General features: G+C 38.0%; 18 protein-coding genes. 2 read left to right on the forward strand and 16 right to left on the reverse strand.

Features of this window, described 5'->3' with window-relative positions:
* Positions 1-12: 12 nt before the first annotated feature.
* Positions 13-2,319 carry a M20/M25/M40 family metallo-hydrolase gene (locus tag P164_RS15530; RefSeq protein ID WP_028377249.1) on the reverse strand — a complete coding sequence of 769 codons (2,307 nt, stop codon included), beginning with the start codon at positions 2,317-2,319 and terminating at the stop codon, positions 13-15.
* A gap of 136 nt (positions 2,320-2,455) precedes the next feature.
* On the opposite strand from P164_RS15530, the gene P164_RS15535 reads away from it, so the two are divergent.
* A complete protein-coding gene (locus P164_RS15535) occupies positions 2,456-2,917 on the forward strand; it encodes a CBS domain-containing protein (protein ID WP_028377250.1) in 462 nt (153 codons plus the stop codon).
* A gap of 1 nt (position 2,918) precedes the next feature.
* On the opposite strand, the gene P164_RS15540 is transcribed toward P164_RS15535, so the two are convergent.
* The 6 genes from P164_RS15540 to P164_RS15565 all read right to left on the reverse strand — a co-directional run bounded on the left by P164_RS15540 (position 2,919) and on the right by P164_RS15565 (position 7,227).
* Complete coding sequence (locus P164_RS15540; protein WP_028377251.1) at positions 2,919-3,680, reverse strand: CDP-alcohol phosphatidyltransferase family protein; 762 nt, start codon at positions 3,678-3,680, stop codon at positions 2,919-2,921.
* Positions 3,673-4,161 (reverse strand): DUF4375 domain-containing protein, encoded by a 489-nt coding sequence (locus P164_RS15545; protein ID WP_028377252.1) that lies wholly within the window; start codon positions 4,159-4,161, stop codon positions 3,673-3,675. The genes P164_RS15540 and P164_RS15545 overlap by 8 nt, the downstream gene beginning before the upstream one ends.
* A 99-nt stretch (positions 4,162-4,260) precedes the next feature.
* On the reverse strand, positions 4,261-4,608 hold the full coding sequence (locus P164_RS15550) for a hypothetical protein (protein WP_028377253.1): 348 nt from the start codon (positions 4,606-4,608) through the stop codon (positions 4,261-4,263).
* A gap of 33 nt (positions 4,609-4,641) precedes the next feature.
* Positions 4,642-5,169 carry a YfiT family bacillithiol transferase gene (locus P164_RS15555; protein ID WP_028377254.1) on the reverse strand — a complete coding sequence of 176 codons (528 nt, stop codon included), beginning with the start codon at positions 5,167-5,169 and terminating at the stop codon, positions 4,642-4,644.
* Positions 5,170-5,195: 26 nt separating this feature from the next.
* Entirely contained in the window at positions 5,196-5,699 is a 504-nt protein-coding gene (locus P164_RS15560; RefSeq protein ID WP_035899910.1) for a hypothetical protein, read from the reverse strand.
* A 148-nt stretch (positions 5,700-5,847) separates the two neighbouring features.
* Positions 5,848-7,227, reverse strand: a complete 1,380-nt coding sequence (locus P164_RS15565) for an aminotransferase class V-fold PLP-dependent enzyme (protein ID WP_035899912.1) — start codon at positions 7,225-7,227, stop codon at positions 5,848-5,850.
* A 356-nt stretch (positions 7,228-7,583) separates the two neighbouring features.
* Here P164_RS15565 and P164_RS15570 point away from each other — a divergent pair, with 356 nt between their 5' ends.
* Entirely contained in the window at positions 7,584-7,916 is a 333-nt protein-coding gene (locus tag P164_RS15570; RefSeq protein WP_028377256.1) for a single-stranded DNA-binding protein, read from the forward strand.
* Positions 7,917-8,004: 88 nt separating this feature from the next.
* Here the strand turns inward: P164_RS15570 and P164_RS15575 are convergent, their stop codons facing one another.
* The 9 genes from P164_RS15575 to P164_RS15615 form a co-directional block, all read right to left on the reverse strand.
* Positions 8,005-8,397, reverse strand: coding sequence for a DUF2752 domain-containing protein (locus P164_RS15575; RefSeq protein WP_051621377.1), 393 nt, complete (start codon positions 8,395-8,397; stop codon positions 8,005-8,007).
* Positions 8,378-8,647 (reverse strand): CD225/dispanin family protein, encoded by a 270-nt coding sequence (locus tag P164_RS15580; RefSeq protein WP_028377257.1) that lies wholly within the window; start codon positions 8,645-8,647, stop codon positions 8,378-8,380. The genes P164_RS15575 and P164_RS15580 overlap by 20 nt, the downstream gene beginning before the upstream one ends.
* Positions 8,648-8,748: 101 nt before the next feature.
* A complete protein-coding gene (gene acs, locus P164_RS15585; RefSeq protein WP_028377258.1) occupies positions 8,749-10,659 on the reverse strand; it encodes an acetate--CoA ligase in 1,911 nt (636 codons plus the stop codon).
* A gap of 201 nt (positions 10,660-10,860) precedes the next feature.
* The gene (locus tag P164_RS15590; RefSeq protein ID WP_028377259.1) at positions 10,861-11,244 is read right to left on the reverse strand and encodes a VOC family protein; all 384 of its coding nucleotides are present in this window, start codon (positions 11,242-11,244) and stop codon (positions 10,861-10,863) included.
* 93 nt (positions 11,245-11,337) lie between these two features.
* Positions 11,338-13,110 carry a sodium:solute symporter family protein gene (locus tag P164_RS15595; RefSeq protein ID WP_028377260.1) on the reverse strand — a complete coding sequence of 591 codons (1,773 nt, stop codon included), beginning with the start codon at positions 13,108-13,110 and terminating at the stop codon, positions 11,338-11,340.
* A 29-nt stretch (positions 13,111-13,139) separates the two neighbouring features.
* A complete protein-coding gene (locus tag P164_RS15600; protein ID WP_028377261.1) occupies positions 13,140-13,397 on the reverse strand; it encodes a DUF4212 domain-containing protein in 258 nt (85 codons plus the stop codon).
* Positions 13,398-13,543: 146 nt separating this feature from the next.
* Positions 13,544-14,074 carry a hypothetical protein gene (locus tag P164_RS15605; protein WP_028377262.1) on the reverse strand — a complete coding sequence of 177 codons (531 nt, stop codon included), beginning with the start codon at positions 14,072-14,074 and terminating at the stop codon, positions 13,544-13,546.
* Between the two features lie 129 nt (positions 14,075-14,203).
* Entirely contained in the window at positions 14,204-15,106 is a 903-nt protein-coding gene (locus tag P164_RS15610; RefSeq protein ID WP_028377263.1) for a histone deacetylase, read from the reverse strand.
* Positions 15,099-17,234, reverse strand: a complete 2,136-nt coding sequence (locus tag P164_RS15615; RefSeq protein WP_028377264.1) for a Tex family protein — start codon at positions 17,232-17,234, stop codon at positions 15,099-15,101. The genes P164_RS15610 and P164_RS15615 overlap by 8 nt, the downstream gene beginning before the upstream one ends.
* Positions 17,235-17,258 lie beyond the last annotated feature (24 nt).

The following is a 17,258-nucleotide window of genomic DNA, read 5'->3' on the forward strand; positions in this document are numbered from 1 at the left end:
ATAGCGTTCCTTTTAAAAAGCAATACGCTGTATGGTAATGCGCGCATCTGTATTTACAAAAGGCATTGGCATTGCATTTTTGGGTCGCGAAGGTAAGTCAAAGTCTGGGTTTTCTAAAAGATCATAACTGTAATCAAGTAGTGTAAAATTGAGATCTGTTGTGCTTTCTGTAATTAAATGTACTTCTAGCGGCTCTCTGTTTGTGAGTCTGTAACTCAATAAATAATTAGAATTTCTATCGGCTAGTGGGTATGCTTCTCCCGGTCTCGCCTCTACTTCCTGACCATTAAAGCTTAATTTATTAAATACAGTTTCTTGAGAAACTAGTAAAACCATATCATTTACATTACGCTGCGGAAAAATACTGAAATTTAAATGCCGTTTTCCGTCTATGATTGTGTCTTTTGACGTGTAGGCTTGAGAAGGCGCTATAAATTTTTTAGGAGCTTCTTTAGCAAATGTAAATCGTGAACCGTATTTCCCAGAGCCCGGTGCCTCATAAACTTCTGAAGCTATTTTTGGGTTTTCGCCCAGGGTTTGTTTTAGCCAGTCGTCAAGATGTGTGTTATAGGTAGCGTAAAATGTAGCTCCGCTATCTGCATCATATACATAGTTAAGGCTGTTAGGAAAACGACGCTCTTCGGTAAAATCAGATTTGGCATACGCCGAAATAAATGCGCCTATACTCACCAGAGTAAACAGGATCGCAAGTTTAGCTTTCATCTTATAATACCCCATTACCGGAAGCAAAAGACCAAATAATAAAACGGTGAGCATCATTGCGGCAACAAGCATTTTGAGTCCTAGTCCTACCGGAAACTCTTTAATATAATGGGCTATAATAAATAGGGCAGGAGCACAAAGAAGCGTTAATAGTAATAAATAAGGTTTACCGCTGCGTAAAATTAAAAATACTGAAAGCAAGCCAAAATAAACTGGAATCACAAAAAATGAAGCACCTTCGAGATATATACCTACTCCGGTTGCAATTAATAACCAGAAAAATAACGGAGCAAAACTGAGAGCTGCAGCATCATTAGGTCTGTAGAAAAAATAGTAGATTAAAAATGTTATCGCAAGCATTAACGCCACAAAACCAGCTAAAAGTTCGTAGCCGTTATACGGGAATCCCTGTAGAATATCTGCCTGAGCAGGATCTAATGCAAGAATTAATTTCCAACCCAGACTCAAGATATATGCAAAAAAAAGGGCAATTAAAAGAGGTAAAAAACCACGTCCTACAGAAGCAAGGCTTACTTCTTTCTTTCGTATTCCATATAATAAAACCACAATAAACAAAATCCACGCACCTATAAGCATAGGGAGTATAAAACTGAAAGGATAATACACCATTTTAAGCAGCGGAAGGTTAAAATAAACGTAGTCTTCATCTGCTTTCAAATTAAGATTGGCATCTTTAAAATAGTCTAAAAGCGCTGAAAGATATCGGCCCTGATGCTCTAGAGATTCCGGGTCTAAACGGGAAGGGATGTCATTAGCCGTGTGGTAATCAAAATGGTCACCTATAAAGGCAAAAAAGAATCCATCTATATCACCATTCTCACGTAAAACTGTAGAATCTGTATCATTAGGTAAAAGTTTATACACACTATACATTAGGGAGTTTGCATATGGGTGCGACGGATTCGCTTTTGAAAACGCTTTTATAAGCGCCCCATTACCTCCATTAGTTTCTACAATCATATTAGAAGGGCCTCCGCTTCCGCGTGCTTCAAAATTTAAAGCAAGATCTACATCTTTTGCCCAGGGATGTTTATTTACAAATACAGATGCGCCATTTAAGCCTAATTCTTCCGCATCTGTAAAGAGAATAATAATATCATTTTTAGAGGTTTCTCCTTTAGCTATATGTGCTCTTACTATTTCTAAAATGGCAGCCACCCCACTACCTGCGTCACTGGCGCCGCGAGAATCTGTATGTGGTGCGCTGTCATAATGAGACATTAATAAAAGCGTCTGACCGGTACCGTCACCGGGTATTTTTGTAATTATATTTTCGGCTCTGCTTAGTGCTCCCCAGCCCGGTTTGTAAGCAAAATCACTCTGTATTTCTACTTCAAGTCCTAACTTTTCTAAGGTTTTTACAACGTAATCCTGTACGTTTTGATGTGCCGGCATTCCTACTGCATGAGGCATTTGCGCTAAAGAATCTACATATGCTTGTGCGCGTAATGTAGAAAATTGTATTAACGGGGTGTCTGCACCCGATATATTTTGCGGTTTATGTGTGTAAAAACTGAAATAGAGAAGTCCTAAAATCAGTAAAAAGGAAAGTATAGCGGCGTAGTTTGTTTTCATAAAAGGGTATTGTGCGTTAAAGGTAGTAGGAATACCTATTACCCGCAACTCTAAAAATATAAGGGCTTAGGCTACAAAAATCATTTTCTGATTTTTAAAAAAATTAACTAACTTAAGGAATCTAAAATCTAATCATATGGGAATCAAGAGTTTTATGGGCAAGCGCTCAAAGGTTGTGGAAGAAGAAGTAAACATCACGGTGGCAGATTATATGACCCGTAAATTAATCACATTTACTCCAGATCAATCGATTATGGAGGTTATGCAAAAACTCATTAAAAATCGCATTTCAGGAGCTCCTGTTGTCAATGAAAACAATGAGTTGCTGGGTGTTATTTCTGAAGGAGATTGTATTAAACATATTTCAGATAGCCGGTATCATAACCTGCCTATGCTTAATGCTACAGTAGGTCAAAATATGGCGATTGATGTAGAAACCATAGACGGAAATATGAATGTTTTTGATGCTGCTCGTTTTTTTATTGAACGTAAACACAGACGTTTTCCCATAGTTGAAGACGGAAAGTTAGTAGGACAAATAAGCCAAATGGATGTCATTAAAGCAGCCCTGCAACTTAAAGGCGCAACCTGGAAATAGGTTATAATAATTTACGAACTCCAATAAATACAGGGATTAGCAGCGTCATTGCTAAGAGTGTAGGGATGATGTAAATTTCTAATCTCAAAAACAAGAGTAAACTTATTACCAACAGTTGAAAGCCCAGGCCAAACACAGATACGGCAGTCATAAACCAGCCCGGTAATTTTGTGCCTTGTATTGCTTTAGGGTCGAGCCAGTAAATGGCTTTGTCAAAAGCGCTGTATAAAATGGTGTACATTAAAAACATCGAGTTTACTGTTGCTTGATTTTCGCCTGATAATGCTAAAGGCGTAACATTCTCAAAAACGCGGCTTGTGGTGTCTCCATTATGCCTGTTGCGTAGAATTACATAGTAATAATTGTAAAGTGTACCCTGCAGTTGAAGACCTAAAAAAGCTAAAAGCGCAAACCAAAGTGGTGTTTGTGTTGCTTGTGCAATAGCAATTAAAATCAAAAAATTTAAAATAATATCTGCAATAGAATCGTAATAACGCCCGGTATAAGATGGGGTGTTTTTTATGCGCGCAAGTTCACCGTCTGCAGCGTCAAGAATAGATTTTAGTATTAATAGGAGTGCTGCAGCACCATGAAGCCCATAATGAATGCAAAATACAGCTGCTATACCTGCACATATAAAAGCAGTTGTGATATGAATAGGTGTAAATGAAGTGTCTTTTAGATTACTTGCAATAAATCGTCCGCCTGCACGACCATAATCAGATAGATCTGTAAACGCGTACTTTTTAGGTAGTTTAGACATGAGAACCTGTATTAGGTTCTACAGTAAACTGGTCTTTGTGATCGCGTATGTATGCTGCAAGCAAATCTGCTACAGGCTCACCGCTCGCAAATAGTTTTTGAAATAGTGAATCCCAAAACTCAAACGTTGACTCGTGCATCTGGTCTATAACCTGAGCACGTGCTGAGGGGTTTTTAGGCACCTTATGATCTGGAAATCTACTTATAGCCTGTTCTAAGAGTAGAACGGTTTTAGTAGCACCAATAGCGCGATACGCTTCAAGGATTTCATGAGCTAATTGGCCTGAGTTTATAAAAAAGGATTCAAAGTTACCGGTGTGTAGAGCAGCTTCAAACACATCAAGATAGATGAAGGTTTTTTCTGCTGTGTTGAGGTGATCAAACTGATCGCGCTCTTTAATTTTAGGTGTAATAATTTCACCAACGGCAAGAATTAGTGCCTGATTGTCCTCTAGGGAAAGAACTTGATTTAAATTTTGCATTCTGAATAATAACTAGAACTTTTCAGTAAAAAGTTCGTTGAGCCCGGGACGACACCTGTGCTCTTCAAGCTACAAAGATAAATCAAAAGAGAATACTATTTAATTTCGTTTTACGAGCGCATAAAAATCTCCGTCAAGCGGAAGATAACCCTGGTCATAAACAAAATAATATATAGTGCCCGCTTTAGTCGTATAAATACCCGTGAACAGATCAAAATCAAAACCTGCTTGAAGTAGTTTAGCCTTTGTGGTTTTAGTTTTATCGTCTGGATTCAACGCTTCTAAGATGCGGTAATTTTTACGCAACTTATTATTTGTGTTCCGCAATAGATTTTTACTGTCTGTATTCAGTTTATTGTTTGCGGTATTTCTACAGGCATCACTACAGTATTTTTTATCTGCTCTTCCTATAATTTTATCACCACACTCCGGACAGGTCTTTTGCATATTTTTTAAGTCTTTTACTAAAATAAGACTTTTTTAGGAGTTGATTGCCAGTTTAATATGAGCTAGATGGTGTTTGCAATGCCATTCGTACATACTAAGTACGGCAGCTAGCGTAAAGCGTTCGCCAAGTTCGGGGTGTATATATTCTTTTGCAAAATCATTAAGTGTTAATGAGTTGAGCAGTACTTCCCAGCGGTAATGCACACCTTTTATAATTTGTAAAGAGATAGACGGGTCAACTTTATGGGTGTCTGGTAGTTCTGCCCAGAGATTTTCAAAATACGGTTTAATTGTAGGGCAATCTTCAGTAAGCGCCAGTTTAAATCTTATAAAAGCGTTCATGTGACTGTCTGCACAGTGATGTACGAGTTGATTAATACTCCAACCTCCCGGGCGATAGGTTTTAGTTAAATCAAACGGTGAACAACTACTAATTAACTGTTCCACTTCCGAAGGAAAATTAGCGATCTGTTTTATGCTTGTTTGCAGTTGTGTATCACTAATAAACTGCGGTCTTTGAAATTTACCTATAGGATATTGAAGTGTTTCTAAATCATTCATGGTATCACAATTAAACAGGAATTAAATTAGCGTTTAAAAACTAAAGCTTTACCGTAATTGTTTTGTTCTCCTGAAGCAAAAATCATTAAGTTTTCTTCAAGCTCTACGAGTTGTAAACTAAAGAAAACTGATTTGGTTACTTCTCCTAGTTCGGCATTTTTTGCAATGGTAATAAATACAGAGCCTGTTTCTTCATAAAACGTATAAGAGGCATTTGTAAGTTCGGTTTGTGAAGCATTTGCAAAACAATTTTCTTCACCAGAAATAACACTTATTTGTCCGTCATTTGCTGTAAAACTAAATTGCTCATCGGTATAACACGCATTGTCTTTATTCAAGGTTTTTGAATTGTAGTGATCATAATACCCCTCAAGAATCCAATTTTTTGAATCGTTATTATGAATGATCTGTAGGTCTGCTGTAGTATATGAATTTCTATAATTACTAGTGTTATCATCATTTGAACACGAGGTAAACGATAGGACAATGAGCAGAAGCGTTGAGAACAGATAATTGTTAGATTTTGTCAAGGTGATTAAATTTTAAAATTGTGATTTGATTGATTGTTTTAAAATTTAAATATAAAATTTATTGACTTTGAAAAAACCTGTTTTAAAATATTAAACCTAAAAAAGTAGCAAACTGAAATTGAGATTTGTCTTTATTATTTAGTAAATACTATTCGAGATGTTTTACAAAATCTATGAAATAGTCTAAATCTGCTTTATTCGTAGCGATCCCTACCGAAATTCGGGTTGCACCTCTTAATTTTTGTAGGGTATTTATCATCTCATTGTAATTGCCGGTGTGTCTGGTGCTAAAATAACTGTCTAATTCTTCTGCGGAAAGATTATTATTAATCTCATCAATCCCGGGATTGCAGAAGCAGCCGGTGCGTAATGAAATATTCTTTGCGTTGGCTTGCGTTTCAATGTGTTCAAAGGGAATTACTTTATTGCATGAATCAAAAAAAGACATAATTAACGTTCCGCCAGTATCTGAACGGTCACAGGGTCCAAAAAGTTTTACTTTCCGTACCTCATTAGTGTGTTTTAAGGCACTTAATTTTTCGCATAGGTAGTGAGTTAATGATTGGACCCGCGCATTTATACGGTCTATACCTATCTCACTAATATACTCAAGTCCTGTTTTTAAAGCAGGAATGTCTAAGTAATTAAGCGTTCCGTTTTCAAAGCGTTCGTGATTATTTATAAGAAAATGATGAGGTGCCATCACCGAAGCCAAAGTAACTGTACCCCCTGCAAACCAGGGCTTTTTCAACTTATTAAATTTTGATTTTTTTATTAAAAGACATCCAAGACCCGTAGGGTAGCCAAAAATTTTATAAAATGACATAGTAACAAAATCAGGCTTTATTTTACTTAAATCTAACTGCGAAGTGGGAACATATGCTGCGGCATCAAGTAATACATCCCATCCTAGCTGCTGTGCGTACGCAACCCAGTTTAAATCGTGTTGTACTCCAGATACATTAGATTGTGCCGGGTAAGCAAAGAGTTTATTTGATGCAGACTTATTTTTATGCAGTGCTTCCTTTAAACGGTCTTCATCTACACGTAGATTTTCAAATTTTAAAGGAACATAATTAAAATTTCCGCCTTTATTACGGCAGTATTCTCGAATGCCATTAACTGAATTGTGATTGTCTGAAAACAGCAAATACTCACTGGTTGCAGTAAATGGGTAACACTCTCCAACAATTTTTAAAGCGCCTGAAGCATTTTGTGTAAATATGCAATGATAGTCGTGGGCATTAAAATAGTCTAAAATAGAGTTTCGGGTTTCCTCCACTAAGTAGGTAGCATGTTTTGATGTGGGATTTGACGAGTGTGGGTTACCAAAAGTATGCTCTTTTAAATAGTTAAGATGCTTTAAAATTTGAGATTCGCTGTAGAGATTACCCCCTGTATAATCTAAATATACATGACTGTCTTTATCTAGTCTGCTGTACTCTTTTTGTCTTAACGTATTAAAAAATGAGTCGTTATAGAGTGCAGGTGTTTTAGGTCTTTTCGGTTTGAATAATGTTGCAATCATATTTTAGTCTTTAAGTCGGTTCTCTGTTGCGTTTGCTCATATATTATTTAATATCAAGCGATAATGCCAAGATTAGAAGATTGTGACTCAATCGCAAGGGGTATTTTCTCCTTTAGTTACAGGGATTTAAACTTGAATTTATAAGAAGGCTATAAGTCTACAGAAAGAACTGAAAACAAACACTTGTAAGCGTTTACAATCGACTATAAACGTAAGTAACTGGTTAATAACCGAATATTTTTTGAGTGCTGATTCATCTTTGCCCTGTCAATTAGTTGCAGCAATTGTAATGAAAGACAAAAAAACTTCCGCCTTTGCGGAAGTATAATTAACTGTTTAACGCAAAAACAAAAATCATGAGCACATTAAGAAACAAAGTACAGTTGATCGGAAATTTAGGTAATGATCCTGAGATTGTAAATTTAGAATCGGGTAAGAAACTGGCAAAATTCAGTATCGCAACTAATGAAAACTACAAGAATAACAAGGGTGAGCGTGTTACAGATACGCAATGGCATAATGTAGTGGCCTGGGGAAAAACAGCCGAGCTGGTTGAAAACTATGTTACTAAAGGAAAAGAAATCGCTATTGAAGGGAAGCTTACTTCCAGATCGTACGAGACTAAACAAGGTGAAAAACGCTACATCACAGAGATTGTATGTGATGAATTGTTACTCTTAAGTAAATAAAAGACCCTTTTAAACAAATAGATTATTGATTTAAAAGCCTTCAAGTGTATTTAATTTAGATACAATTGGGGGCTTTTTTTATGAATCATTAAATCGAAATATTTCTAAAAATCCAAAATGATACAACTAATCCCAGAATAAACCATATGGCTGTAATGCCATAAAGCTTATTTCTTAATTGTAACAATTTTGGGCTAAGGGATTTTTTATAGTCTAAAAACATACCAAGACTTACGTAAGGTATTGCTATGACCAGCATTGCATTTTGTTTAATTGCACTAACTAAATGCCCGTTTAAAATATGGTGAATGGCTCGCTGTGAACCACAACCGGGACATTGTAAACCTGTAATAGATAAAAAAGGACACTTCGGAAAAAAAGAATGCACTTCCGGGTTATAGGTCTTATAAAAAATAAGCAATCCTATACCCAAAAGTGCAAAGCCTAGATAGTAGGATTTCTTAGAATTGACTTCCGGCAAAACCTAATACCATTATAATTCCATAAATAATTGCTCCACCTAAACCAACTGCAAAGCTAACGATGGTCCATTTTTTAGCATTTGCAGAAGCCTTTCTGGCACCTTCATAATTGCCAGCATTAAATTGTGATTCAACTTTTGCAGCATTTACAATCCCTGCAATACCAAAAGGCAAACAGCATAATATGGTTACAAGTATAGATTCTACGAGCCAGGTTTTAGGGGGTTGCTGATCATTAAATGTGTTCATTTGTTTATTTTGATTGATTAGTAGTGAACTAATTTAAGAATTATCTTAAAATAGAATGGTTTATTTTGTTCATAAAGATTAACAGCAATAGTTCATATTAATTATTTCAACACATTTTCCATTAATTCTTCTACCACTTCAGGATTTAATAACGTACTGGTATCTCCAAGATTAGCAGTATCGTTAGATGCTATTTTACGTAAAATACGACGCATAATTTTTCCGCTTCGGGTTTTAGGCAAACCGCTTGTAAATTGAATTTTATCAAGTTTTGCAATAGGTCCTATTCGGTCTGAAATTAGTTGATTTATTTCTCTTCTCAAATTATCCTGATTACGGGTTTCACCGGTTTCTTTCAGAATAACATAACCGTAAAGTGCGCTACCTTTAATATCGTGCGGGTATCCTACAATTGCACTTTCTGCCACAGCCGGGTGCTCGTTAATCGCATCTTCTATAGGAGCTGTACCCAGATTGTGACCACTTACAATCACGACATCATCAACTCTACCGGTTATTCTATAATAGCCTACACTATCGCGCAATGCACCATCTCCGGTAAAATACATATTCTTATAAGCAGAAAAATATGTTTCTTTATAGCGATCGTGATTATTCCAGATGGTACGTGCCATAGAAGGCCACGGAAATTTAATACACAAGCGACCATCAACTTGATTTCCTTTAATTTCTTTTCCTGCTTCATCCATCAGCGCAGGCTGTATTCCCGGTAATGGAAGCGTTGCAAAAGTAGGTATTGCAGGAGTAGAATAGGGGATGGGCGAGATCATAATACCTCCTGTTTCAGTTTGCCACCAGGTATCTACAATAGGGCATTTTTTCTTTCCTACATTCTCGTCATACCAGTGCCAGGCCTCTTCATTAATAGGCTCACCTACGGTTCCTAAAATTTTAAGCGATGATAAATCATACTTCTCAACATATTCAATTTTTTCTTTGGCTAAGGCACGTATTGCTGTGGGTGCCGTATAAAACTGCGTAACTTTATGTTTTTCTACAATTTCCCAAAATCGCCCATAATCAGGATAGCTGGGCACACCTTCAAACATAACTGTAGTTGCTCCATTTGCCAGCGGACCATACACAATATAACTGTGACCGGTGATCCAGCCTATATCTGCAGTACACCAATACACATCATCATCTCTGTACTGAAACACATTTTTAAAGGTAAATGCCGTGTACACCATATATCCAGCTGTGGTATGCACCATCCCTTTAGGCGTACCGGTAGAACCGGAAGTATATAAGATAAATAGTGGATCTTCGGCATCCATAATTTCAGGTTCGCAAGTAGATTCTGCTGTATCTAATAAGGGCTGAAGCCACGCATCTCTGTTACTTACCATTGGGATATCGGTCTGTATGCGCTTAACGACCAAAACATCTTTTATACAATCACATTGCTCAAGGGCCGCATCTACGATCCCTTTTAAGTCTATTTTTTTATTTCCGCGGAAAGACCCGTCACTGGTGATAAGCATTTTACACGAAGAATCATTAATACGTGTAGCAAGAGCTGTAGAAGAAAAACCAGCAAAAACAACAGAATGTATGGCACCTATGCGTGCACACGCAAGAACTGAAACGGCCAGTTCTGGTATCATAGGTAGGTAAATACATACCCGGTCACCTTTTTGAACTCCTTTTGACTTAAGCACATTTGCCATTTTACAAACCCGCTCGTGTAGCTCGTTATAGGTTATGTGTTGCGCTTCTTCAGAAGCATCGTTAGGTTCAAAAAGAATTGCTGTTTTGTTACCGTGCGTTCTTAAGTGTCTGTCTATACAGTTTTCGGTAATGTTTAATTTTGCACCTTCAAACCATTTAAATTCTGGTTTTTCAAAATCATAACTAAGAACTTCATCCCAGCGTTTGTGCCACATAAAATGTTCTTCAGCTATTTCTTCCCAATAACTCTCCGGGTTGCGCACAGATTTACGATATACTTGAAAATATTCTTCTAAATGTTTTATATGATAATTACTCATCTGGTCTTTTTAGTGTAGTTATAACGCTTAAAATTACTAAATCGTGGTCGATTTGAGGAGAACAATACTATACTGTTGTGTATTTTATAACTGTGTTTTTTCAATTTAACTATTTAAAAAAAATCTATTTCTTGCGAAAGCCAATATGCTTCAAGTACACAGCAAATAAAATATATTGTATTTCAGAATTTAAGTTTAGCCTTATACAGCCTCATTCACTTCTATCCAATATCCATCTATATCCTGAAAATATACCTGCCGTATTCCGTCATTGCGTATATAATCTTTAGTAGGCGTATCCCGCCAGTCTGAATAGGTAATCGCTAAGTTATCTAAGTGTCCCATAAATAAACCTACATCTGCGGTTGATAGTGCAAAATGAACAGCTTTATTGGTTTTTATTTCAGCATCTGGTCTCGGGATTAGATGCAGTTGTTTGCCTTCGCCCAGCGATAGCCAACGGGTAGCAGAAGTTGAAGCGGTATTTTCTATTTCTTCAAGCTGAAATACCTTTTGATAGAAGACTATGGATGCATCAACATCTTTGACTGAAAGCGCAATATGATTAAATATAAAAGTGGGCATGCGGTAGGATTTAAGGCTTAAAGGTCTTCATTATATTTAAAATCCTATAATTCTAAAAATTTAATTAAATCTTAAACTTCTAATATCTCAAATTTAATGCTCCTGTGCTTCCCCAGCACCGCTGGGAATTCTAATGGTCTCAACGATTTCCTGTACATCTTCAGGCGGGGCAGGAGTTATTCGTGAGACCACCACGGCGATCACCACATTTACAAACATCGCTATCGTGCCGAAACCTTCAGGCGATGTGCCAAACCACCAGTCTGCTTCTGGTAAGGGTTCTAAAACGCCTATAAGTCCGGTTTTGTAGCGTATCATATAAAACAACATCAAGATAATACCTACTACCATTCCGGAAACAGCTCCTTCTTTATTCATACGTTTATCAAAAATCCCTAAAATAATTGCAGGGAAAAATGAAGCAGCTGCAAGCCCAAAAGCCAATGCGACAACTGCCGCAACAAATCCCGGCGGGTAAATACCAAAAATCCCCGCAACCAGAATCGCAAAAAATATGCTTATGCGTGCTGCTAATAATTCACCTTTATCAGAAATGTTAGGTCTTAATTGTTTCTTTATCAAATCGTGAGAAACTGAAGTAGAGATTACCAGCAGTAAGCCCGCAGCGGTAGATAGTGCAGCAGCAAGGCTTCCTGCAGCCACTAAAGCGATTACCCAGGCCGGTAGTTGTGCAATTTCGGGATTGGCAAGAACCATAATGTCGCGATCTACATACAACTCGTTTGTTTCGGTAGTTGCATTACTTACTAAGCGTTCGCCAGATTTGCCACGTTTTTCGGTAAATTCGGGTTTACCGGAAACAGCTTCCCCATTTACGTATTGTATTTTTCCATCTCCATTTTTATCACTCCAGGCGATAAGACCTGTATTTTCCCAGTTTTTAAACCATTGCGGAAGGTTTGCATACGCTTTTTCACTAACGGTCTCGATGAGGTTTGTGCGCGCAAAAACCGATACCGCGGGAGCTGTAGTGTACAAAATGGCAATTAGCAACAGCGCATAGCCCGCAGATTTACGGGCATCCTTTACTTTAGGAACCGTAAAAAAACGAACAATAACATGCGGAAGACCTGCAGTACCTGCCATTAAAGCCAATGTAATTGCAAAAACATCCCAGGTTGATTTTGTTCCTTCAGTATATTCTTTAAAGCCCAACTTGGTATGCAACGTATCTAATTTTTCTAGTAAATAGGTGCCATCTTCTACACGACCACCCATCCCAATTTGCGGGATAATATTCCCCGTCATTTGTATCGAAATAAAAATTGCCGGAACCATAAATGCAAAAATCAATACACAATATTGAGCAACTTGTGTGTACGTGATACCTTTCATTCCGCCTAAAAAAGCAAAAACGAGCACTACCGCCATACCTATAAGCACCCCGGTGGTAATCTCTACCTGAAGAAACTGCGAAAAAACGATACCTACACCACGCATTTGCCCGGCTACGTAGGTAAATGAAACAATGAGTGCGCAAATTACGGCTACGGTTCTGGCAGTGTTGGAGTAATAGCGGTCTCCAATAAAATCAGGTACAGTGAATTTACCAAACTTACGCAGGTATGGAGCAAGCAGTAATGCGAGTAGCACATAACCACCGGTCCAACCCATCAAATAAACAGAGCCGTCATAGCCCGCAAAAGAGATGATTCCTGCCATTGAGATAAACGAAGCAGCACTCATCCAGTCGGCTGCTGTTGCCATACCATTTGCAAGAGGAGAAACCCCGCCACCGGCAACATAGAATTCTTTAGTTGATCCTGCACGTGCCCAGATTGCAATTCCAAAATAAATAGCAAAGGTCACCCCCACTAAAATCCAAGTCCATAATTGAACGCTCATAGTTGATATTTAAAATTGAGAAGAATTCGCTATTCGTTGTAGCCGTATTTTTTATCAAGCTTATTCATTAGCCACACATATACGAAGATGAGGATGACAAAGACATAAATGCTTCCTTGTTGCGCAAACCAGAAACCCAGTTTAAAACCGCCCAGACTATATCGATTGAGAAAATCTTTGAAAAGAATACCACAGCCAAACGAAACTGCAAACCAGATTATGAGTAATAGGGTGAGATATTTTATGTTCTCACGCCAGTATTTACGTGCCTTTTCGGGAATAGCCATTTTTGTAATTGTGTTAATAGTTTACTAATATAATTCTTTAATTAGAAGTGTGCTACCTGCACTTACCTGTTTATGAGTAAAATATAGGCATAAAAAAACCCGATGCATTAGCATCGGGTTCTTCTCACTTTATTTACTTAACTAAATTATATAGTAACTTTAACGTCTGCTGTTACTCGAACGGTAAATGTTACAGGTGCATCAGATACTGTTCCTGATGCCGATAGTGTTGCTGTTGCACCGCTTTTTAAATCAGCTTCAAAAGCATCAACTAAAGATTGATTTACATCTATATTATAAATTGTTCCGGCTGCCGCTGCCTCGGTTAAGTTTACAGAATCACTATCTGACGCCTCAAACCAAGGATATGAACTGCTTGAAGCAGTAAACATTCCTGTAGCAACTACGTTTTCGGTACCGCTTACACTAACAATTTGATAAGTAAGTTTTGTAATTTCAATATTATCTATTTTATCAAGATTATCCTGTACTTCATCATTATCAATGCTTATTGCAGCAGTTTCTGAAAAAGAAGTTTCACCTTCAGAAACTGTAATCACGAGATCCTTAGTAAATGTGGTAGGTACATCAATTTTGACAAGGTCATCTACAGCATCACACGAAGTAAACGTAGCAGCAAAAATAAAAAGGGCAAAAAAGGTTTTAATTGTTTTCATAATTCATTTGTTAATTACATTAACAAAAATAGCACTAATTAAATAGAAATCAAGTCTTTACTTTTAAATAGGGGGAAAACACCTAAGTCAAGAGCTATTTAGATTAAAACCAGCTATTTAGAATATTTTTTAAAAATAAATCTGTTGTGCCAGTCTGTACGTATTTGCGTGTGCCTCAATGATGGTTTTTATTTGAGGAGAATACCCACCGCCCATACTTACCTGTACAGGAATTTCGCTTTCGCGGAAACAAGACAATGCAAAACGATCACGCTCTTTGCAGCCTTCTACGGTGCAGGAAAGTCTGCCCAATTTATCGGTTTCCAGGATGTCAACACCGCTGAGGTAAAAAATAAAATCTGGGTTTACCTGCTTAATGAGTTTGGGTAAAGTTTCTTTCAGCTTTGCTAAATAATAGTCATCACCACTTTTATCAGGTATAGCAATGTCAAGATCAGAAACTTCTTTTTTAAACGGATAATTGCCTGCGCCGTGCATGCTAAATGTAAACACCGAGTCATCTTCCTGAAAAATTTCTGCTGTACCATTGCCTTGATGTACATCCAGATCTACAATAAGAATTTTTTGAGCCAACTCATTTCTCTGAAGATAGCGCGCCCCAATAGCCTGATCATTAAACAAACAAAAGGCTTCGCCGTGATCGCTGTAAGCGTGATGAGTACCACCTGCGATGTTAAAACTGATGCCATTTTCCAACGCATAATGACAACCTAAAATAGTACCCTGAGCGATTATTTGTTCGCGGTCTACTAACTCCTGCGACAGCGGAAAACCTATTTTACGTGCAGCTTTTCGGTCTAGGTTTAAAGCCTTAAGGTTTGTAACATAGCTATCGGTATGTACGGCACGTATGTAGTGTTCTTCAGGGAAACCCGGCTCATAAAAATTAGCTTCGGTACACGTGCCTTCATGCAACAATTGCCTGGGCAGCAAATCATATTTTTCCATCGGGAAGCGGTGTCCTTCGGGTAAAGGATGCTTATAAATAGGATGATAGGCGATTTTAAGCATTCAGCTTATGCAATTTAAGTTGAATACGCTTTCGCGGAATATCTACCTCGAGCACTTTTACCACCACATGTTCCTGTAAGGTTACGTGTGCATTTACATCACTTACAAAGCCATCGGCGAGATTTGAGATGTGAATCAAACCACTTTCTTTAATCCCAATATCTACAAAAGCACCAAAATTAGTCACGTTATTCACAATCCCCGGAAGCAGTTGGCCAACTTCCAGATCTTCAATTTTACGTATGTTTTGATTAAAGGTAAAAGCTTTTGCCGGCTCCCGGGGGTCGAGTCCGGGTTTTTCTAATTCGTCTAAAATGTCTTTAAGTGTAGGTAAGCCTACCTCGTTGGTAACGTAATCTTCAAGGCTTATTTCTTTTAAAATGCTTTTGTTTCCTACCAGATTTGCTACGGAAACTTTTAGTTTTTTAGCCATTTTTTCGACCAAATCGTAACGCTCGGGATGCACAGCAGAGTCGTCTAGCGGATTTTCACCATCTTTTATGCGTAAAAACCCACCGGCTTGTTCAAAGGCTTTTGCACCCAGTCGCGGAATATTCAAAATTTCTTTCCGCGAAGCGAAAGCACCTTTTTCGTCACGATAGGCAACAATATTTTCTGCCAGTTTAGGGCCAATTCCGGAAACATAACTTAACAACGGAACACTAGCTGTATTAATGTTAACTCCCACGGTATTTACGCAACTTTCTACAACACGGTCGAGTTCGTTTTTCAATTTCGTTTGATCTACATCGTGCTGGTATTGTCCTACGCCAATAGATTTTGCATCAATTTTTACCAATTCAGCAAGCGGGTCTGCCAGGCGACGCCCTATAGAAACCGCGCCGCGCACTGTCACGTCATAATTAGGGAACTCGTCACGGGCAATCTTAGAAGCCGAATAAATCGAGGCACCGGCCTCACTCACTACAAAAACATCTATATTTCTATTGAATTGCATGCGTTTGATAAACTGTTCGGTTTCCCGACTAGCGGTACCGTTACCAATAGCAATAGCTTCTATTTTATGTGCGTCGACCAGAAAACTTATTTTACGCATTGCGCCTTTTGTGTCGTTTTTAGGTGGATGCGGATAAATGGTTTCGTTGTGTTGCAATCCGCCATTTTCATCAAGGCAAACCACTTTACAACCCGTTCTAAAACCGGGATCGAGTGCGAGAATACGTTTTTCGCCCAGTGGCGAACCTAATAGCAGCTGGCGTAAATTTTTTGCAAAAACTGAAATCGCTTCGTTGTCTGCATTCTCTTTTGCAGCGCCTAATGATTCATTACTTAATGCGGGAAATAGCAAACGCTTGTAAGAATCTGCAATTGCCAATTGAATTTGTTCTGCACTGGCGTTGTTAGATTTTATAATGCGATTCTCTATGTTTTGCAAGGCTTTATCGTCATCAATCTCAACTTTTAACCGAATAAAACCTTCTTCAGCAGCACGCATTAATGCTAAAAACCGATGGGAAGGAATACGCGCTAATGACTCATCCCACTCAAAATAATCTTTGTATTTCTGTGCTTTTTCTTCGTCTTTTTTAGACTTGACAACTTTAGTGGTAATCTGCGCGTGGCGCTCTAATTGATTACGTAAATAATTACGAATGTCTGCACGCTCATTTACCCATTCTGCAATAATGTGACGGGCACCTTCCAGCGCATCATCTGTAGAGCTAATCGTATCGTTTTGAAACGTCACAGCAGCAGCTTCCAGATCACGGGTATTTTGCGCCATTATGATTTTGGCAAGTGGCTCCAGACCATTTTCACGGGCAGTGTCTGCTTTTGTTTTTCGAGTTTTTTTATAAGGTAAATAAAGATCCTCAAGTGCAATTAAATCACTGGTGTTACTAATTTGCTTTTTAAGTTCTGGGGTTAAAACCTCCTGCTCCTTAAGCGCTTTTAGTATGGCTGCTTTTCGCTTTTCCAACGCTTCAAACTGCTCTTTATAGGTTACAATTTCACCTATTTGTACCTCGTCAAGATTTCCGGTACGTTCTTTCCGATACCTCGATATAAAAGGAATAGTCGCATCTTCATCAAGTAACTGCAAGGTATTTTTAATGCTACTTTCCGGAAGATTAGTTTGAGATAGGAGGTAGGAGAGGATTGCGGACATAATTGATAAAATAATTTAATCTGA

This window comes from Leeuwenhoekiella sp. MAR_2009_132 (genome assembly GCF_000687915.1).
Taxonomy (GTDB): Bacteria; Bacteroidota; Bacteroidia; order Flavobacteriales; family Flavobacteriaceae; genus Leeuwenhoekiella.